This window comes from Roseococcus sp. GW821-FHT12F05 (genome assembly GCF_058806835.1).
Map to the genome: position 1 here is coordinate 76,546 of NZ_JBXAQB010000001.1, position 17,763 is coordinate 94,308.

19 protein-coding genes are annotated in these 17,763 nt (G+C 70.9%); 2 read left to right on the plus strand and 17 right to left on the minus strand.

The annotated features are described in order from the left end of the window. Positions 1–2 precede the first annotated feature (2 nt). On the plus strand, positions 3–980 hold the full coding sequence (locus AC1ROY_RS00400) for a 2-dehydropantoate 2-reductase (protein WP_493146149.1): 978 nt from the start codon (positions 3–5) through the stop codon (positions 978–980). 323 nt (positions 981–1,303) lie between these two features. Further along, positions 1,304–3,046 carry an MFS transporter gene (locus AC1ROY_RS00405; protein WP_493146150.1) on the plus strand — a complete coding sequence of 581 codons (1,743 nt, stop codon included), beginning with the start codon at positions 1,304–1,306 and terminating at the stop codon, positions 3,044–3,046. A 57-nt stretch (positions 3,047–3,103) separates the two neighbouring features. On the opposite strand, the gene AC1ROY_RS00410 is transcribed toward AC1ROY_RS00405, so the two are convergent. From AC1ROY_RS00410 to glcF, 17 genes are all read right to left on the minus strand, one after another. Then, positions 3,104–3,379 (minus strand): type II toxin-antitoxin system RelE family toxin, encoded by a 276-nt coding sequence (locus AC1ROY_RS00410; protein ID WP_493146152.1) that lies wholly within the window; start codon positions 3,377–3,379, stop codon positions 3,104–3,106. Beyond that, positions 3,369–3,611 (minus strand): type II toxin-antitoxin system Phd/YefM family antitoxin, encoded by a 243-nt coding sequence (locus AC1ROY_RS00415; protein WP_493146154.1) that lies wholly within the window; start codon positions 3,609–3,611, stop codon positions 3,369–3,371. The genes AC1ROY_RS00410 and AC1ROY_RS00415 overlap by 11 nt, the downstream gene beginning before the upstream one ends. A 63-nt stretch (positions 3,612–3,674) precedes the next feature. Beyond that, positions 3,675–4,850: an MFS transporter gene (locus tag AC1ROY_RS00420; RefSeq protein ID WP_493146156.1), complete on the minus strand. Its 1,176-nt coding sequence runs from the start codon at positions 4,848–4,850 to the stop codon at positions 3,675–3,677. 33 nt (positions 4,851–4,883) lie between these two features. Beyond that, complete coding sequence (thiL, locus tag AC1ROY_RS00425; protein WP_493146158.1) at positions 4,884–5,843, minus strand: thiamine-phosphate kinase; 960 nt, start codon at positions 5,841–5,843, stop codon at positions 4,884–4,886. Beyond that, entirely contained in the window at positions 5,840–6,343 is a 504-nt protein-coding gene (nusB, locus tag AC1ROY_RS00430) for a transcription antitermination factor NusB (RefSeq protein WP_493146159.1), read from the minus strand. The genes thiL and nusB overlap by 4 nt, the downstream gene beginning before the upstream one ends. Then, positions 6,340–6,840: a 6,7-dimethyl-8-ribityllumazine synthase gene (gene ribH, locus AC1ROY_RS00435; protein ID WP_493146160.1), complete on the minus strand. Its 501-nt coding sequence runs from the start codon at positions 6,838–6,840 to the stop codon at positions 6,340–6,342. Before ribH ends, nusB begins: the two co-directional genes overlap by 4 nt. Continuing rightward, the gene (gene ribB, locus AC1ROY_RS00440) at positions 6,837–7,961 is read right to left on the minus strand and encodes a 3,4-dihydroxy-2-butanone-4-phosphate synthase (protein WP_493146162.1); all 1,125 of its coding nucleotides are present in this window, start codon (positions 7,959–7,961) and stop codon (positions 6,837–6,839) included. Before ribB ends, ribH begins: the two co-directional genes overlap by 4 nt. Further along, positions 7,958–8,560, minus strand: coding sequence for a riboflavin synthase (locus AC1ROY_RS00445; protein ID WP_493146164.1), 603 nt, complete (start codon positions 8,558–8,560; stop codon positions 7,958–7,960). The genes ribB and AC1ROY_RS00445 overlap by 4 nt, the downstream gene beginning before the upstream one ends. Positions 8,561–8,563: 3 nt before the next feature. Then, complete coding sequence (ribD, locus tag AC1ROY_RS00450; RefSeq protein WP_493146166.1) at positions 8,564–9,658, minus strand: bifunctional diaminohydroxyphosphoribosylaminopyrimidine deaminase/5-amino-6-(5-phosphoribosylamino)uracil reductase RibD; 1,095 nt, start codon at positions 9,656–9,658, stop codon at positions 8,564–8,566. A gap of 12 nt (positions 9,659–9,670) precedes the next feature. Next, entirely contained in the window at positions 9,671–10,123 is a 453-nt protein-coding gene (gene nrdR / locus AC1ROY_RS00455; protein WP_493146168.1) for a transcriptional regulator NrdR, read from the minus strand. Between the two features lie 125 nt (positions 10,124–10,248). Continuing rightward, positions 10,249–11,547: a serine hydroxymethyltransferase gene (gene glyA, locus AC1ROY_RS00460; protein WP_493146170.1), complete on the minus strand. Its 1,299-nt coding sequence runs from the start codon at positions 11,545–11,547 to the stop codon at positions 10,249–10,251. Between the two features lie 119 nt (positions 11,548–11,666). Further along, positions 11,667–12,110 carry a ribose 5-phosphate isomerase B gene (rpiB, locus tag AC1ROY_RS00465; RefSeq protein ID WP_493146172.1) on the minus strand — a complete coding sequence of 148 codons (444 nt, stop codon included), beginning with the start codon at positions 12,108–12,110 and terminating at the stop codon, positions 11,667–11,669. A gap of 49 nt (positions 12,111–12,159) precedes the next feature. After that, a complete protein-coding gene (locus AC1ROY_RS00470; RefSeq protein ID WP_493146174.1) occupies positions 12,160–13,002 on the minus strand; it encodes a dienelactone hydrolase family protein in 843 nt (280 codons plus the stop codon). Between the two features lie 64 nt (positions 13,003–13,066). Continuing rightward, positions 13,067–14,743 carry a dihydroxyacetone kinase family protein gene (locus AC1ROY_RS00475; RefSeq protein ID WP_493146176.1) on the minus strand — a complete coding sequence of 559 codons (1,677 nt, stop codon included), beginning with the start codon at positions 14,741–14,743 and terminating at the stop codon, positions 13,067–13,069. A gap of 64 nt (positions 14,744–14,807) precedes the next feature. Continuing rightward, positions 14,808–15,368, minus strand: a complete 561-nt coding sequence (locus tag AC1ROY_RS00480; RefSeq protein WP_493146178.1) for a tetratricopeptide repeat protein — start codon at positions 15,366–15,368, stop codon at positions 14,808–14,810. A 56-nt stretch (positions 15,369–15,424) separates the two neighbouring features. Continuing rightward, positions 15,425–16,405, minus strand: a complete 981-nt coding sequence (locus AC1ROY_RS00485) for a Bug family tripartite tricarboxylate transporter substrate binding protein (protein WP_493146180.1) — start codon at positions 16,403–16,405, stop codon at positions 15,425–15,427. 41 nt (positions 16,406–16,446) lie between these two features. Then, complete coding sequence (gene glcF / locus AC1ROY_RS00490) at positions 16,447–17,754, minus strand: glycolate oxidase subunit GlcF (protein ID WP_493146182.1); 1,308 nt, start codon at positions 17,752–17,754, stop codon at positions 16,447–16,449. Between the last annotated feature and the right edge of the window lie 9 nt (positions 17,755–17,763).

The window sequence follows — 17,763 nt, forward strand, 5'->3', positions numbered from 1 at the left end:
TCATGCGCATCTGCGTCTTCGGGGCCGGCGCCATCGGCGGGCTCATGGCGGCCCGCCTCGCCGCGGCGCAATCGGCCGAGGTCACCATCATCGCGCGCGGGCCGCATCTGGCCGCGATGCAGGAGCGCGGCCTCAAGCTGATCAGCGGCGGCGCCGAGACCGTGGTGCATCCGCGCTGCGTCGCGACAGCGTCCGAAGCCGGGCCCCAGGATGCGGTGATCGTCACGCTGAAGGCGCATTCCCTGCCCCCGGCCGCGGTGCAGATGCAGCCGCTGCTGGGGCCGGAGACGTCCATCGTCTCGGCCGTGAACGGCATCCCCTGGTGGTACTTTCACGGGATCGGCAGCGCCCATGAGGGCCGGCGCGTCGAAAGCGTCGATCCCGGCGGCGAGGTCTCGCGCCTGCTGCCGCCCGAGCGCGCCATCGGCTGCATCGTCTATCCCGCCGCCGAGGTCGTGGAGCCCGGCGTGATCGAGCACACCTACGGCGACCGCTTCACCCTGGGCGAGCCGAACGGCCAACGCACCCCGCGCATCGAGGCCGTGGCCGCCGCGCTGATCGCCGGCGGCTTCAAGGCGCCCATCCGCCCCCGAATCCGCGACGAGATCTGGGTGAAGCTCTGGGGCAACCTGGCCTTCAACCCGATCAGCGCGCTGACGTCAGCCACCCTGGAGGAGCTGACCGGCGATCCCGGCCAGCGGGAGGTCGCCCGCAACATGATGCTGGAGGCCCAGGCGATCGGCGAGGCGCTGGGCGTGCGCTTCGCCATCGACGTGGACAAGCGCATCGCCGGCGCCGCCGAGGTGGGCGCGCACCGGACCTCCATGCTGCAGGACCTGGAGCGCGGACGGCCCATGGAGATCGAGGCGCTGCTCGGCGTCATCGTGGAGTTCGCGGAGTTGACCGGACTCCCCGCCCCCACCTGCCGGGTGGTGCTGGCGCTGGTGCGCGCCCGCGCGCGGTCGGCAGGGTGCCTCTGAGAGGGCCATCCGGCAACAGCGGGAACCGCCGCGCTTGGATTGCCAAAGAAGGAAAGATGACGCCGCCACGTGGCGTAACGGCAATCAATCTGGCACGGCCATTTTCCCAGGAAACCGCGAATATGGCCGTTTTTCTTGGTTTCTGCGGCATTTATTCCGATATAGGTACTATCCATATTCGGAATAGATTACTAAAAAGTCATTAATCGTTAAGTTGATCCGGCCCGGCCCGGCCGGGCAGAAGGGAAAGAGCGACCTGAAGCGCCTCAGGCACGTCAAGGCGCGATTCATGGCCCGAAAAGGCCATCAAGAAAGGGTTGGGAATGTCCGGACACGCAATGGGGGCAGCGGCCCCGAGGCCTATGACGGCGGGCGAGAAGAAGGTGATCTTCGCCTCCTCGCTCGGCACCGTCTTCGAGTGGTACGACTTCTACCTCTACGGCAGCCTCGCCGTGATCATCGGCGCGAAGTTCTTCAGCCAGTTCGATCCGAACACGCGCAACATCTTCGCGCTGCTGGCCTTCGCCGCCGGCTTCCTGGTCCGCCCCTTCGGCGCGCTGGTCTTCGGCCGCCTCGGCGACCTGGTGGGACGGAAATACACCTTCCTCGTCACCATCGTGATCATGGGCAGCTCGACCTTCATCGTCGGCATCCTGCCCACCTCGGACCAGATCGGCATCACGGCCGCGGTCATCCTCATCATCCTGCGCCTGCTCCAGGGCCTGGCGCTCGGCGGCGAGTACGGCGGCGCGGCGACCTACGTGGCCGAGCACTCGCCGCAGGGCCGGCGCGGCTTCTACACCAGCTGGATCCAGACCACGGCGACGCTCGGCCTCTTCCTCTCGCTGCTGGTGATCCTCTTCACCCGCACGATCATGGGCGAGGCGGCCTTCGCCGACTGGGGCTGGCGCATTCCCTTCCTGCTCTCGATCGTGCTGCTCGGCATCTCCGTCTGGATCCGGCTGCAGCTGCAGGAAAGCCCGGCCTTCCAGAAGATGAAGGAGGAGGGCACCGGCTCCAAGGCCCCGCTCTCCGAGGCCTTCGGCCAGTGGAGGAACGCCAAGATCGCGCTCATCGCCCTCTTCGGCCTGACCATGGGCCAGGGCGTCGTCTGGTACACGGGCCAGTTCTACGCGCTGTTCTTCCTGCAGAGCATCCTGAAGGTCGACGGCTACACGGCGAACCTGCTGATCGCCTGGTCGCTGATCCTGGGCACCGGCGGCTTCATCTTCTTCGGCTGGCTGTCGGACAAGGTGGGCCGCAAGCCGATCATCCTGCTGGGCTGCGCGCTCGCCGCGCTGACCTACTTCCCGCTCTTCAAGATGATGACGAAGGAGGCCAACCCGGCCCTTTACGCGGCGCAGCAGAACATCCCCGTGCGGGTGGTCGCAGCGCCGGGCGACTGCAACTTCCAGTTCAACCCGACCGGCACGGTGACCTTCACCACCTCCTGCGACATCGCGAAGCAGGTGCTGGCGGGCCTGTCCATTCCCTACACGACCGAGACCGGCCCTGCCGGCTCGCTGGCGGTGGTGCATGTGGGCAACTCCGCCGTCACGTCCTTCAACGCCACGCAGGCCGGTGCCGGCGCGCCCGCCGCGCGGGCGACCTTCGCCCGCGAGCTGAGCACGGCGCTGACGGCGGCGGGCTTCCCGCCGGCGGCGAACCCCTCGGTCGTGAAGATGTCGCATCCCTTCGACATCTTCCGCGAGCAGCCGGCCGTCATCATCGGCATCCTGTTCATCCTGGTCGTCTACGTGACCATGGTGTACGGGCCGATCGCGGCCGCGCTGGTGGAGCTCTTCCCGACGCGGATCCGCTACACCGGCATGTCGCTGCCCTACCATATCGGCAACGGCTGGTTCGGCGGGCTGCTGCCGGCCACGACCTTCGCGCTGATCGCGGCCACGGGCGATATCTACTTCGGTCTCTGGTACCCGATCATCTTCGCGGTCGCGACGGTCATCATCGGCCTGATCTTCGTGCCGGAGACGAAGGACCGCGACCTCTTCGCCACCAACGAGGACGGCACGGCCAGCTCGGCGAAATACCGCCCGGCAGAGTAGGCCTTTTCCGAGTTGCTCGAATGGCGCCGGGGGGAACCTCCGGCGCTTTTTTGTGGATTATCGCTTCGCGGCGATCTCGTAGACATCGTCGCGCTGACCTATGGCGATTACCGCGACGGTGATCGTTCGGTCCTGCACCTCGTAGACGAGCCGATAGCCGACATCACGGAGCTTGATCTTATAGCGATCCCTCGCGCCATGCAGCGCCGCGCTCGGAACGCGCGGATTTGCGAGGCGCTCGGCCAGCTTCTTCTTGAATTGGGTCTTGATGGAGCCGTCGAGCTTCTCCCATTCCTTGAGAGCGCTCCTGACGAACTCCAGCCTATAAGTCATCGAGCGAGACGGCGATTCGCTCTTCGCCGGCCCGTTCGTCGCAGATACGATTCAAAGTTGCATCGTCGAGCAGGTCGACGATGCGCTCCCACACCGCCGCCGTCACCGCGTAGTGAGTCGGCGTGTTATGGTTGAGGATGGCGACCGGCCGGCCATGACCTGCATCGAGCGCCGCTGAGGGCGAACGCTTCAGCTCGGAGATCGTGACGCCGACATCGGCAAGAAGGGGCATAGGCATAGGTCTACTCCTTAGAGTAGACCTATTTAGGCACCAATTTAAGTACCTGCAAGGCCCTCACCGCGCCACCGCCGTCACGCGGTTCGTCCCCCGCGCCTTCTGCCAGGCCAGCAGCGCCAGCGCCGCCACCAGCGGTGGGATCAGCGTCAGGTTCAGCACGCCCCAGCCGAGGCGCGCATGCACGTAGCCGGACAGGAAGGCCGTGCAGGCCACCGTCCCGAAGACGATGAAGTCGTTGGCGGCCTGCGCCTTCACCCGCTCCTGCGGCGCGTAGCTCGTCGCCTGCAGCGAGGTCGCGCCCACGAACATGAAGTTCCAGCCGAGCCCGAGCACCGCCAGCGCGACGGCGAAGTGGGAGAAACTCTCGCCGGTCAGCAGGATCCCCACGCAGACCGCCGTCAGCAGCGCGCCCGTCACGATGATCGTCCGCACGCCGAAGCGCGCGATGAGGTGCCCTGTGAAGAAGCCGGGCGCGAACATCGCCAGCGCATGCGCCTGGATCACCGTCGAGGAATCGCTGATCGTGAAGCCGCAGAGCAGCATCTCCAGCGGCGTGGCCGTCATGGCGAGGTTCATCGTACCATAGGCCACCATGCCGGCCACGACGGCGGTGACGAAGGCCGGACGCCGGATGATCTCGCCGAGCGGCGTGCCGACCTTCGCCCTCACCGGGAGCGGCGGCAGCTTCAGCCCGCTCAGCAGCACGAGGTTCACCAGCGGGACCAGTGCCAGCACCATGTAGGTGCCGAGGAAGACGTAGGGCAGGAAGGCCTGGTACGTGTGCTTCACGATCTCGGGGCCGAGAACTGCGGAAAGCACCGGCCCCGCCATCACCAGCGCGATCGCGCGTGGACGATAGGCCGGCGTCGCGGCCTCCGCCGCGGCGAAACGGTAGTGCTGCGCGACACCCCAGCTCAGCCCGGCCAGCACCGAGCCCAGGCAATAGACCCAGAAATCCTGCAGGTAGACGCCGAGCCCGAAAGTCACGGAGGCGAGGATCGAGACGAAGGCGCCGGCCAGAAAGCCCGCCCGCCGGCCCCAACGCGTGAAGACATAGGAGGCGGGGATGGAGGCCGTCATGGTGCCGGCCATCTGGATGGCCATGGGCAGCGTCGCCAGCGCGATGTCGGAGGAGAGGCTGCGGCCGATCAGGGCGCCCATGGTCGCCTGCCCGATCATCGTCAGGTTCATCAGCGCCTGGCAGAAGAACAGCCGCCAGACGGTGGCCCGCATGGCGCGGTCCCCGGACGGACTCTCGCTGGACATTCAGAAGTGGCTCCATCCCCCCCGCGGCAGGCTCATTTCGCTGCCGTTCGGGCCGAGCACCCTCACATCCGGCGCGCCTGCCGTGAAGCGCCCGACACGCGTGACGGGGGTGCGCGCCACGCGGCCGGCCTCGGCCACGCGGGGGGCGTCCTCGGGGGCCGCGGCGAAGAGGAGCTCGTAGTCGTCTCCGCCTGTGAGGATGAGGGGCCATAGCGCCGGATCGGCCGCCAGCGCGGAGCGGGCGCCCTCCGATAGCGGCACCGCACCGGCCTCGACCCCCGCGCCGCATCCGGCGAGACGGCAGAGATGCCCGCAATCCTGGACGAGCCCGTCGGAGACATCCATCGCCGCTCGCGCCACGCCCCGCAGCGCCTGGCCCAGCTTGAGGCGCGGCTGCGGCAGGCGGTATCGGCCGGCGAGAGACCCGTCATCCGCCAGCGTGCCGCGCACCGCGCGCAGCCCGAGCGCGCCGTCGCCGATGGTCCCGGAGACCCAGAGCTCGTCGCCCGGCCGCGCCCCCTTCCGCAGCAGCGCCTGCCCCGGCGGCACCGTCCCGAGGATGGTGAGCGAGAGCGTCACCGGACCCGGCGTGGACACCGTGTCGCCGCCGAGCACGGCGAGGCCGAACTCCGCCTGGTCCTGCGCCAGGCCGGCCGCGAAGGCGTCGAGCCATTCCGGCGTCGTGCTCTTGGGCAGCGCCACCGTCATCAGATAGCCGAGCGGCGCCGCGCCCATGGCCGCGAGGTCGCTCAGGTTCACCCGCAGCAGCTTGCGGCCGATGGTCTCCGGTGGATCGTCCGGCAGGAAATGAACCCCGGCCACCATCGCATCCGCCGCCAGCACGAGCTGGCCGGCCGGTGCGTCGAGCACGGCCGCATCGTCGGAGAGCGCCAGCGCACCCTCCCCCGCCAGCGGCAGAAAGTGCCGCGCGATGAGGGAGAATTCGGGGGGCAGGCTCACCCCCCGTTGAACTCCTCGGCCCTGAGCGCGCGTGCCATCGCGTCCAGCACGCCGTTGCAGAAGCGCGGCTCCTCGCCCCCGAAGAAGCCATGGGCGATGTCCATGTACTCCTTGATGACCACGCGCGCCGGCGGGCCGCCCATGTCGCGCATCTCGCCGCCGGCAGCGCGCAGGATGGCGCGCAGCACCGGGTCAAGCCGCGTCATCGCCCAGCCCGACGCCAGGTGCGACGAGATCACCTGGTCCAGGTCCTCGGTGCCGGTCGCCGCGCCGCGCAGGATGCGCGCGAAGAGCGGCACGTCCGCCTCCTCCACCCGCCCGTCCTCGAAGCCCTGCTGGCCGGGCGCAGCGCCCAGCCGGTGGCGGACGAACTGGTCCAGCACCGTCTCGATGGCGTCGCCCGACTGCTCCGCCTGGAACAGCGCCTGCACCGCGGCGACGCGCGCGCCGGTGCGCGGGCGTCCCGGATGCGGCTTCGGCGCCTTGGTGGCGGGTTTCACGCCAGCCGCCATTGGCGCCGCAGGCCGACCTGCAGCAGCGCGGCCTGCGCCGCCTCGGCGCCCTTGTTGTGCCCGTCGTCGCTGGAGCGCTCGATGGCCTGCTGGAGCGTGTGCACGGTCAGCAGCCCGAAGCCGATGGCCGCGCCCGATTGCACGGACACGCTCATCACGCCCGAGCAGGCCTCGCGGCAGATGTGGTCGTAATGGTCGGTCTCGCCCTTCACCACGCAGCCGAGCAGCACGAAGCCGTCCCAATAGGGCGGCTCCTCCGGATGCTCCATGGCGTCCAGCGCCATGCGCAGCGCGGCCGGCAGCTCGAAGGCGCCCGCCACGTCCACGACCTCCAGCACGCCGCCGGCCTCGGCGACCACGCGCTCGACGCCGCGGCGCATGCCGCCCACGATCTCCTCGTAATAGGGCGCCTGGATCAGCAGGATGCGGGGCGGCTCGCCCTCGATCCGGACGGTGTCGCGCTTCGGGCCGTCGACGGTGCTCACGCGCTCTCTCCGATCACGGGCCGCGTCTCGATCACGCGCAGCCCCCAGCCCTCCAGCCCGACCACGGGCCGCGGGTTGTTGGAGAGCCGGATGATGTCCTTCAGCCCCAGATCGGCCAGGATATGCGCGCCGATGCCGTAGTCGCGCAGCTGCGGCTGGGGCTTGCCGTCGCGCCGGCTGCGGATCTGCTGGCTGATGCCGTCGAGCCGCCAGTCGCGCAGCATGACCACCACGCCGCGCCCCTCGGCCGCGATCGCCTCCATGGCGCCGTGCAGCTCGCGGATGCCGCGGCCGCCCACCATGTCGTTGAGGATGCTGGCCGCGTGCATGCGCGTCAGCACCGGCTCCGGCCCGGTGATGTCGCCCTTGACGAGCGCGATGTGCTCGCCGCCCTCCAGCGCCCCGGCATAGACGATGATGCGCCAGTCGCCGCCCACGGCATGGGTCACCTCGCCCTCCTCGACGCGGCGCACCAGCCGCTCGGTGCGGCGGCGGTAGCCGATGAGGTCGGCGATGGTGCCGAGCTTGAGGCCATGCAGCTGCGCGAACTGCACCAGGTCCGGCAGGCGGGCCATGGTGCCGTCGTCGTTCATGATCTCGCAGATCACGCCGGCCGGGTTCAGCCCGGCCAGGCGGGCGAAGTCCACCGCCGCCTCGGTATGGCCGGCGCGGACCAGCGTGCCGCCCTCGCGCGCCACCAGCGGGAAGACGTGGCCCGGCGTCACGATGTGCTCGCGCGAGATCTCCGGGTTGATGGCGACGGCGACCGTGCGCGCGCGGTCGGCCGCGCTGATGCCGGTGGTGACGCCGTCCCGCGCCTCGATGGAGACGGTGAAGGCCGTCTGGTGGCGGGTGCCGTTGCTCTGCGCCATCAGCGGCAGGCCGAGTTGCTCGACCCGGTGGCGCGTCATGGCGAGGCAGATCAGGCCACGCGCGAAACGGGCCATGAAGTTGATCGCGTCGGGTGTGGCGAATTGCGCGGGGATGACAAGGTCGCCCTCGTTCTCGCGGTCCTCGTCGTCGACGAGGATGAACATCTTGCCGCGGCGCGCCTCCTCGAGAAGCTCCTCGGTCGGCGTGATGAAGTCATGGAAGGTGGTGGTACGGGTGGCGACGTTCACGCACGGAACTCCAGGAGCCGGGCGACATAGCGCGCCAGGGTGTCGATCTCGATGTTGACCCCGTCGCCCGGCTGCAGCGTGCCGAAGCTGGTCACGGCGGTGGTGTGGGGGATGATGTTGACCCCGAAGCTCTCCTCGTCAACCTCGTTGACCGTCAGCGAGACCCCGTCCACGGCAATGCTGCCCTTCACGGCGATGAGCTTCGCAAGGTCGCACGGGACCTTGAAGCGCCAGCGGACGGAGGCGTTCTCCGGCATGGCGGAGAGGACCGTGCCCACACCGTCCACATGGCCGGAGACCAGGTGGCCGCCCAGCTCGTCGCCCAGCTTCAGGCTGCGCTCCAGGTTGATCCGGCCGCCGGCCTTCCAGGTCCCCATGGTGGTGCGGGAGAGGGTTTCGGCGCTGGCGTCCACGGCGAAGCTGTCGCCGTTCAGCTCCACGGCGGTCAGGCAGATGCCGGAGCAGGCGATGGAGCAGCCGAGCTCGGCGCCCGTGAGAAACTCTGGCGCCACGCCGATGAGCAGGCGCATGTCGTGGCCGCCGCCATTGGGCAGGACCTCGCGCAGCGTGCCGAGGGCGGTGATGATCCCGGTGAACATGCGCTATTCCTTCACGTAATCGCTCATGATGTCGTCCCCGACACGCCGCGAGTCCAGCAGGCGGAAGCGCGGCATGGCCGAAAGCGGCCCGATGCCGAGGCCGCCGAGGCTTTCCAGCCCCTCCGCGCCCATGGTGGCCGGGGCGTGGAACCAGACCAGCCGGTCCACCAGCCCCGCCTTGACCAGCGAGGCCGCGAGATTCGCCCCGCCCTCCACCATCACGCGGGTCACGCCGCGGGCGCCCAGCGCCTGGAGCATGGCACGCGGCTGGAGTCCGCCGCCGGAGGTCCGGCGGATGGTCACCACCTCGACGCCGGCGGCGATATAGGGGGTGAGCTGGGCCGGCCGATGGCCGGCGCCCGTCAGCAGCCAGGTCGGGTGGGTCGCCGCCTGGGTGACCAGCTTCGCCGTCAGCGGCAGGCGCAGGCGGGCATCGGCCACCACGCGCAGCATGGGGACCGGATCCATGCCGGGGATGCGGCAGTTGAGCTCCGGGTCGTCGGCGATGGCCGTGCCGCTGCCGACCATCACGGCATCGTGCTTCGCGCGCAGGGCATGGACGGCCCGGCGGGCGCCCTCGCCCGTGATCCAGCGGCTCTCGCCCGAGGCCGTGGCGATGCGCCCGTCCAGCGTGGAGGCGAGCTTGAGGGTGACGATGGGCAGGCCCTGGGTGACACGGCGGATGAAGCCGGCATTCAGCGCCGCGGCCTCAGCCCCCATGAGCCCTTCCTCGACGGCGATGCCGGCCGCGCGGAGCCGGGCGAAGCCGCGCCCGTCCACCCGGCTGTCCGGGTCGCGCAGCGCCACCACGACGCGCGCGACACCGGCGCGGATCAGCGCGTCGCAGCAGGGCGGGGTGCGGCCGAAATGCGAGCAGGGCTCCAGCGTGACATAGGCGGTAGCGCCCCGTGCCGCCTCACCGGCCCGGGTGAGCGCCTCGACCTCGGCATGCGGACGGCCGCCGGGCTGGGTCCAGCCACGCGCGATGACCACGCCGTTCTTCACGAGAACGCAGCCCACCGAGGGGTTGGGCCAGGTGTTGCCGAGGCCCCGCGCCGCAACCTGGAGCGCGGCCCGCATATGGGCCCCGTCAGTCATCAGGGCCCGTCTTCACGGAGCATCCAGGCCGCCGAGGAAAGCTTGAAAATCCTTGGCTTCGGAGAAGTTCTGGTAGACCGAGGCGAAGCGGACATAGGCCACCTGATCCACGCCCTTCAGCGTCTCCATCACCATCTCGCCGATGCGGCGCGAGGGGATCTCGGCTTCGGTCTCCATCTCAAGACGGCGCTGGATGCCGTTGAGCAGGCGCTCGATCCGGTCCTCGTCGATGGGCCGCTTGCGGCAGGCGACGCGGATGGAGCGGCCGAGCTTGTCGCGGTCGAAGGGCACGCGGCGGCCGTCGGTCTTGAGGACGGTCAGCTCGCGCAGCTGCACGCGCTCGAAGGTGGTGAATCGGTTGCCGCAGGCCGGGCAGAAGCGCCGCCGCCGGATCGAGGAGCCATCGTCGGAGGGACGGCTGTCCTTCACCTGGGTCTCATCGTTACTGCAGTAGGGGCAGCGCAAGCGCGATCTCCGGGCCAGACAGGACGTTCGGCGCCCGGGCCAGATCCACCGCATCTAGCGGTTGGCAGGCCCGGACAGCCTACATGTGCCCCTCTTGCGGCGCGAAGCCAAGGCGGCTCAGCGCATCAATAAATGGGGAACTTGGCACAGAGCGCCTTCACTTCCTCGCCCACCGCCTTCTCGACGGCCGCATTGCCCTCGGCCGAGTTGGCCGAGGCCAGCCCGTCGAGCACGCGGCCGATCAGCGCCGCCACCTGACGGAACTCGGCCTCGCCGAAGCCGCGCGAGGTCGCCGCGGGCGAGCCCAGCCGCACGCCCGAGGTCACCATGGGCTTGGCCGGATCGAAGGGGATCGCGTTCTTGTTGCAGGTGAGGTGCGCGCGGTTCAGCGCCGCCTCGGCATCCTTGCCGGTGAGGTTCTTCGGCCGCAGGTCCACCAGCATCAGGTGGTTGTCCGTGCCGCCGGTGACGATGCCGAAGCCCTGTTCCTTCAGGCTGTCGGCGAGCACCGCCGCGTTGGTGACGGTCTGCTTCGCATAGGCGCGGAAGTCCGGGCGCAGCGCCTCGCCGAAGGCCACGGCCTTGCCGGCGATCACATGCATCAGCGGCCCGCCCTGGAGGCCCGGGAAGACGGCCGAGTTGATCTTCTTCGCGAGAGCCTCGTCATTGGTGAGGATCAGCCCGCCGCGCGGGCCGCGCAGCGTTTTGTGCGTGGTGCTGGTCGTGACATGCGCATGCGGCACCGGCGAGGGATGCGCGCCGCCGGCCACCAGGCCGGCAAAGTGCGCCATATCCACCATGAAATAGGCACCGACCTCATCGGCGATCTCGCGGAACCGGGCGAAGTCCCAATGCCGCGCATAGGCCGAGCCGCCGGCGACGATGACCTTCGGCTTCGACTCGCGGGCGATGCGCGCCACCTCGTCCATGTCGATGAGCTGGTCCTCGCGGCGCACCGTGTAGGGCGCCACCTTGAACCACTTGCCCGACTGGTTCGCCGGCGAGCCATGCGTCAGGTGCCCGCCGGCCGCGAGGTCGAGGCCCATGAAGGTGTCACCCGGCTGCATCAGCGCGAAGAACACGGCCTGGTTCGCCTGCGCGCCGCTGTGCGGCTGGACGTTGGCGAAGCCGGCGCCGAAGAGCGTCTTCACGCGCTCGATGGCCAGCGTCTCGGCGATGTCCACGAACTCGCAGCCGCCGTAGTAGCGGCGGCCGGGATAGCCCTCGGCATATTTGTTGGTGAGGACGGAGCCCTGCGCCTCCAGCACGGCGCGGCTGACAATGTTCTCCGAGGCGATGAGCTCAATGCCGTCCTGCTGGCGGAGCAGCTCCTTGCCGATGGCGTCGGCGATCTCGGGATCGGCTTCGGCGATTCCGGCCTGGAAGAAGCGGGCGGGGAGGAAGCGGGCGGCAGATTCGTTCATCGCGGACGATCCTTCGTCGGGTCGCCCGCGGCATAACACAACCGGCGCGCGCCCGGATACCTGAGGCTGCGGCAGGTCAGGCCGGTTTCACCGGCATGACAGCTTCCCCATCGGGCCGATCAGGCGATGGCGGTCTCGGGGCTGAGCTTGTCGATGCGGCGCTGGTGCCGGCCGCCCTCGAACTCCGTGGCGAGGAAGGTCGCCAGCGAATCCAGCGCCACCTCGGCGCCGAGGGTGCGCGACCCGAAGCAGGCGACATTCGCGTCGTTGTGCTGGCGGGTCAGCCGGGCCTCGGTGGTGTTGTGCAGATTCACCGCGCGGATCGCCGGATGCCGGTTGGCCGCGATGGACATGCCGATGCCGGAGCCGCAGACCAGCACGCCGAAAACAGCCTCGCCGGCGGTCACCTTGACGCAGACCTCATGGGCAAAGTCGGGATAGTCCACGCTCGTTTCGTCGTGGGTGCCGGCGTCGAGCAGGGTGTGGCCGCCGGCCTCGAGCGCGGCGAGAAGGACCCGCTTCAGAGGCAGGCCCGCATGGTCGGATCCGATGGCGATGATCATGATGCGGGCCGCATAGCACGGCCGCCGCGACCGCCGCATCGCGATCTCGTCATGGCCGCCCGGCGTGGGCCTCCAGGAAGGCGGCGACGCGCTGGCGCGCAGCAGTGCGCGCCTCGGCATTCGGCCCCAGCGTGACGGTGCGGTTGTTGGGCAGGAACAGCGTCCGGATGCCGCCCGAGAGCTGGTCGAAGGAATGATGCGCGCCGGGGTAGAGCTCGGCCTCGATCAGGCTCGGCGCGCCGGCGGCGATCTGCTGGCAGGGCTGCGGCGGCGTCCAGTTGTCCTCGGCGCCGAGCAGCATCAGCAGCGGCGCCGTGCCGGAGACCTGCCCGATCGGCACGCCCTGCGCCCGGCCGCAGCCCGGATACAGGGCGATGGCGGCATGGACGAGGCCGGGGGGCGCGGAATTCCAGGCCGTCAGCGTGGTCGAGCCGCCATGCGACCAGCCGATGAGGATCACGCCCTGCCGCCGCGCCCAGGGCTGCTCGCGGGCCCATTTGCCGGCTTCCAGCGCGTCCCAGCGGCGCACGCCCGAAGGCCCGGCGGGGAAGCCGGGCACGCCGCAGGCCGGGCCGAGGCCGCGGCTGCCGAAGCTGTCGGGAAAGAGCACCGGATGTCCCATCGCGACCAGCCGCGCCGCCCAGTCCTGCTGGTGCGGCGGCAGGCGGATCGGCCGGTCCGCCGTGCCGAGGCCGGAGCAGGAATGCAGCGCGATCACCGGCTCGCTCGTGGGGTTCTCCGGCACGAAGAGCAGCGCGCGGAGCTGCGCGCCCTCGGCGCCCGGGACCGTGATGCGCTGGGCCGGGACGCCGGGGGTCATCGCCGTCTCGTCGGCGGCTAGCGGGCCGGCGCAGGCGGCCAGCAGCAGGAGCGCCATCAGGGCCCGGATCATCTTGCGCCTCGTTCTGCCGCGTGAGGACGTTCCCTAACCGAAACGCCCTCGCGTTGGCCAGGGCTCAGGCGCCGGCGAGCGCCCGCAGCCAGATCGCGACCGCCGCTGCGCCGCCATCCGGCGCGCCGACGGCCCGGGCGCCGAGGTAGCTCGCGCGGCCCAGGCGCGGGACCATGGAGGTGGTGGCCTCGGCCCCCTGCTCGGCCGCATCAGCGGCGGCCTTCACGGCGGCGGACAGGCCGACCGGCAGCGCGGCGGCGAAGGCCTCCACGGCCGGATGCAGCGCGTCGAGCATGGTGCGGTCGCCGGGCTTGGCGCCGCCCAGCTCGCCCACCGAGGCGACGGCCTGGGAGAAGGCCTCGGCCCAGTCGGCCGGCCCCGGCGAGGCGGGCAGCGCGCGGGCGGCGCGCAGCAGCGCCGTCGCGTAGAAGGGGCCGGAGCTGCCGGCCAGCGCCCGGCGCAGCGTGCCGGCCATGGCCTCGAAGGCCGTCGGCGGATCGGCCCAGGCGCCCTCGGGCAGGGCGCGCAACGCCTGGGCGCCGCGCTGCATGCTGATGCCGAGGTCGCCGTCACCGGCGCGGCTGTCGAGGTCGGTCAGATGCGCCTCGGCCGCCTCCAGCGCCGCGGCGACCGCCAGCGCGCCCTGCTTCAGCGCCGTCGCCAGCGGACCGGGCGGCGTGGGCGGCTCGGGCAACGGCGCGGGCGCGCCGGCGAGCATGTGGCGCGAGGGCTCGATGCGTCCGGGGCCGGGCCAGGCGGGCGCCTCCCCCTTCGCGTCCAGCAGCGCCAGCCGCGGCCCGTCCACCCGCAGCACCGAGAGCGACACGCCCGGCATCTCCAGCGCCGAGAGGAAGATGCCGGCCCAGGCGCGATCGACGATGACCCCCTTCCCGCGCAGCACCGCCAGCGCCCGGCGCGCGACAATCGCCAGCTCCATCGGAGGCGTGCCGCCGAGGCCGTTGACCATCAGCACCACATGCTCGCCCGAGCGCAGGTGGCGATCCTCGACGATGGTGGCGAGGATGCGGTCCACCAGCGCATCGGCCGGCTGGAGCGGGCCGCGCTCCACGCCCTGCTCGCCATGGATGCCGAGGCCGAGCTCGATCTCCGTCTCGCCGATCTCGAAGCCGGGGCGGCCGGCGGCGGGGACGGTGCAGGCGCCGAGCGCCACGCCCATCGTCCCCAGGTTCTCGGCGGCCGCGCGGGCCAGGGCCGCGACCTCGGCCAGCGGCTTGCCCGCCGCGGCCGCCGCGCCGGCCACCTTGTGGATCAGCACCGTGCCGGCAATGCCGCGGCGGCGGTCCGGGGGCACGGTGGCGCGCAGGGCCACGTCGTCGGCGACGACCACCACCTCGACGGGGATGCCCTCGGCGCGGGCCAGCTCGGCGGCGAGGCCGAAGTTCAGCCGGTCGCCGGTGTAGTTCTTCACGATCAGCACCGCGCCGGCCGGGCCGGCGGCGGCGCGGATGGCGGCCAGCACCGCATCCACGCTGGGCGAGGTGAAGACGTCGCCGGCGATGGCCGCCGTCAGCAGGCCGGGGCCGACATAGCCCGCATGGGCCGGCTCATGGCCCGAGCCGCCGCCGGAGAGGAGCGCCACGGGGCGGTCCGCCGGGACGGGCAGGCCGGCGCGGACGATGACGTCCTCGTCGGGCAGCAGGGCCAGGCCGGGGTGGAGGTCGCAGATGCCCTCGAGCATCTCGCGCACGACGTGGCGCGGATCGTTGACCAGCTTCTTCATGACGGCTCCTCCGTGTCGGCGCGCAGGTTGGCCCATGCGCGCGGATTCAGGGAGAGGGCACGCCTTACATCTCTTCGCCTTCGGCCTTGCGCAGCAGCTCGCGCAGGCGCTCGTTGCCGCCGGCGAGGCGCGGATGCATGGCCAGCACCGTCTCGTGGCTCAGCAGGGCGCCGCGGAAGTCGCCGGCCTCCTCCTGAAGGCGCGAGAGGCTGATCAGCGCGGGGAAGTGGCGCGGGTCGAGGCGGAGGCACTCGCGCAGGTCGGCCGCGGCGGCCACACGGTCGCCGGCCATGGCATAGGCCTGGGCGCGCCAGTGCCAGGCATCGGCCAGCGCCGGCGCCAGGGTGATGGCGGCGTCGAAATCCTCCAGCGCGTCGTCGGGCTGGTTGGCGCGGAGGTTGCGGACGCCGCGGTTGAGCAGCAGGCCCACCGCGGCGGTGGCCTGGCGCCCCCAGATCTGCCGGATGGCCGCCTCGGCCATCTGGGCGCCGCGGTCGTCGGTGGCGTCGCGCAGGGCTTCGAAGGCGCGGTCGAGATCGCGCTGCGCCTGCGCCTGGCTTGGGGCGGCGGGCTGGGCGAAGGCGGCGGGGGCGAGGAGGAGGAAGGCGAGCAGGATGCGGCGCATGCCCGATTTTCCGCCCGCGCGCCCCGGGAAGCAAGCGAAGTCGCGGCGGTGCCCCGCTAGTTCCGCCCCATCCGCAGCCCGGTCTCCCGCACGATCGACCTGAACTTCTCCAACTCCGAGGCCGCGAAGGCGCGCGTGCTGGCCGGCGTCGAGGGATCGGCGGGATCGACGCCGGCATCGGCCAGCCGGCGGCGCAGGGTGGGCTCGGCCAGCGCGTCCATGGCCGCCTTGTTGAGGCGCGTGACGATGGGCTCGGGAATGCCCTTGGGCCCCTGCACGAGGTTCCAGGTCACGATCTCGAAGCCGTTGAAGCCACACTCCTGCATGGTCGGCACGTTCGGCAGCAGCGGGTGGCGGACCAGCGACGTGACGGCGAGCGGGCGCGAGGCCCCGTCGCGCACATGCGGATAGGCCGAGGCCAGCACCTCCGCCGAGAAGTCGATCTCCGCCTTGCGCATGGCCTCCAGCACGGCCGAGCCGCCGCGATAGGGCACGTATTCCGCGCGGAAGCCGGCGCGGTGGGCGAAGAGCGAGCCGGTCAGGTGGCCGATGCCGCCCGTGCCGGAGCTGGCCCAGAGCGGCGGCGCCGAGCCGGCCTTGGCCGCGTTCACGAGGTCGGCGAGGGTATGGTGCGGGCTGGAGCCCGGCACGATGATCAGCATCGGCCCGCCGCCGAGGACGGCGATGTGGGTGAAGTCTTCCACCGCATCGTAGCGCACGGTGTCGGGCAGCGCCGCGGGGTTGGTCCCCTGGCTGGAGGCGGACTGCACGGCCAGCGTGTAGCCGTCGGGCGCCTGCCGCGTGACGAATTCCGCGCCGATCGAGCCGCCGGCGCCGGCCCGGTTGTCGATGATCATCCGCGCGTTCGGGGCCAGATGCGGCGCCATCCGGTCGATGAGCAGCCGCGCGGCGATGTCGGTGGAGCCGCCGGCGAGGAAGCCGACGACGACGTTGATGGGGCGATCGGGAAAGGTCGATTGCGCCCGCGCCGGCAGGGCGAGCAGCGCGGGCGCGGCGAGCAGGGTTCGGCGAAGCATATCGTTCACTCCCGGAAGGCGTTGTTCGGGAGATAGAACGATCAGGCGGGACCGTCGAGGGAAGCGGGCTTCGGCCCGCCCGCCATCCAGTCCAGCAGCTGCACGGTGTGCACGACCGGCATCACGTCGCCGGCCAGCTGCGTCATGCAGCCGATATTCCCGGCGGCGATGACATCCGCCTCGGTGCGGCGGATGTTTTCCAGCTTGCGCGTACGGAGCTGCCCGGCGATGACCGGCTGCAGGATGTTGTAGGTGCCCGCGCTGCCGCAGCAGATATGGCTCTCGGCGGGCTCCCTCACCCGGAAGCCGGCGCGGGCCAGAAGCTGCTTCGGCAGCGCCGTGATTTTTTGCCCGTGCTGCAGCGAGCAGGCGGAATGGTAGGCGACGGTCAGCGCCGGCTTCTCCCGCGTCGGCGCATAGGCGAATTTCTCCAGCACCTCGGTGATGTCCATGGCGAGCGCAGCCACGCGCGCGGCGTCCGCGGCATCCGGCTCCTCGCGGAACATGAAGCCGTAGTCCTTCAGCGTCGTGCCGCAGCCCGAGGCGTTCACCACGATCGCGTCCAGCCCCTCTCCGGCGACCTCGGCGCTCCAGGCATGGATGTTGGCGCGGGCGGCGGCCATCGCCCGCTCGTGATGGCCCATGTGGTGCGTCAGCGCGCCGCAGCAGCCCTGGCCGGGCGTGATCACCACCTCGATGCCCATGCGCGTCAGCAGGCGGATGGTGGCGGCGTTGATCTCGGGATTGAGCACCTTCTGGGCGCAGCCGGTGAGCAGGCCGACGCGGCCGCGGCGCTCGCCCTCGGCGCGATGGACCTGCGGCCTCTGCACGGGGCTGTCGGCGGGCAGCGACTTGGGCGCCAGCGTGAGCATGCCGCGCAGGCGCTGCGCCAGCATCGACTGGCCCGGGATCAGCCCCTCCAGCGGGCGCGCGAGCGCCGCTGCCTTCAGCGACAGCCGGAACAGCTTCGGGTTCGGCAGCACGCGGGCCAGCACGGCGCGCAGCAGCCGTTCCGGCCAGGGGCGGGTGTAGGTCTCCTCGATATAGGTCCGGGCGTGGTCGACCAGGTGCATGTAGTTCACGCCCGAAGGGCAGGTCGTCATGCAGGAGAGGCAGGAGAGGCAGCGGTCCACATGCCGCACCTCCAGCTCCGAGGCGGGGCGGCCCGCCTCCAGCATGTCCTTGATGAGGTAGATGCGGCCGCGCGGGGAATCCAGCTCGTCGCCCAGGAGGAGGAAGGTCGGGCAGGTCGCGGTGCACATGCCGCAATGCACGCAGGTGCGCAGGATGCGGTTGCTCTCCGCCGTGTCCGGGTCGCGCAGCTGCTCGGCGGTGAAGGTGGTCTGCATGCGTTTCCC

What these genes read in the sequence shown, in the direction of transcription:
- AC1ROY_RS00400 (WP_493146149.1), top strand. Translation starts at nt 3, where the DNA reads ATGCGCATCTGCGTCTTCGGGGCCGGCGCCATCGGCGGGCTCATGGCG.
- AC1ROY_RS00405 (WP_493146150.1), top strand. Translation starts at nt 1,304, where the DNA reads ATGTCCGGACACGCAATGGGGGCAGCGGCCCCGAGGCCTATGACGGCG.
- AC1ROY_RS00410 (WP_493146152.1), bottom strand. Translation starts at nt 3,379, where the DNA reads ATGACTTATAGGCTGGAGTTCGTCAGGAGCGCTCTCAAGGAATGGGAG.
- AC1ROY_RS00415 (WP_493146154.1), bottom strand. Translation starts at nt 3,611, where the DNA reads ATGCCCCTTCTTGCCGATGTCGGCGTCACGATCTCCGAGCTGAAGCGT.
- AC1ROY_RS00420 (WP_493146156.1), bottom strand. Translation starts at nt 4,850, where the DNA reads ATGCGGGCCACCGTCTGGCGGCTGTTCTTCTGCCAGGCGCTGATGAAC.
- AC1ROY_RS00445 (WP_493146164.1), bottom strand. Translation starts at nt 8,560, where the DNA reads ATGTTCACCGGGATCATCACCGCCCTCGGCACGCTGCGCGAGGTCCTG.
- ribD (WP_493146166.1), bottom strand. Translation starts at nt 9,658, where the DNA reads ATGACTGACGGGGCCCATATGCGGGCCGCGCTCCAGGTTGCGGCGCGG.
- glyA (WP_493146170.1), bottom strand. Translation starts at nt 11,547, where the DNA reads ATGAACGAATCTGCCGCCCGCTTCCTCCCCGCCCGCTTCTTCCAGGCC.
- rpiB (WP_493146172.1), bottom strand. Translation starts at nt 12,110, where the DNA reads ATGATCATCGCCATCGGATCCGACCATGCGGGCCTGCCTCTGAAGCGG.
- AC1ROY_RS00470 (WP_493146174.1), bottom strand. Translation starts at nt 13,002, where the DNA reads ATGATCCGGGCCCTGATGGCGCTCCTGCTGCTGGCCGCCTGCGCCGGC.
- AC1ROY_RS00475 (WP_493146176.1), bottom strand. Translation starts at nt 14,743, where the DNA reads ATGAAGAAGCTGGTCAACGATCCGCGCCACGTCGTGCGCGAGATGCTC.
- AC1ROY_RS00480 (WP_493146178.1), bottom strand. Translation starts at nt 15,368, where the DNA reads ATGCGCCGCATCCTGCTCGCCTTCCTCCTCCTCGCCCCCGCCGCCTTC.
- AC1ROY_RS00485 (WP_493146180.1), bottom strand. Translation starts at nt 16,405, where the DNA reads ATGCTTCGCCGAACCCTGCTCGCCGCGCCCGCGCTGCTCGCCCTGCCG.
- glcF (WP_493146182.1), bottom strand. Translation starts at nt 17,754, where the DNA reads ATGCAGACCACCTTCACCGCCGAGCAGCTGCGCGACCCGGACACGGCG.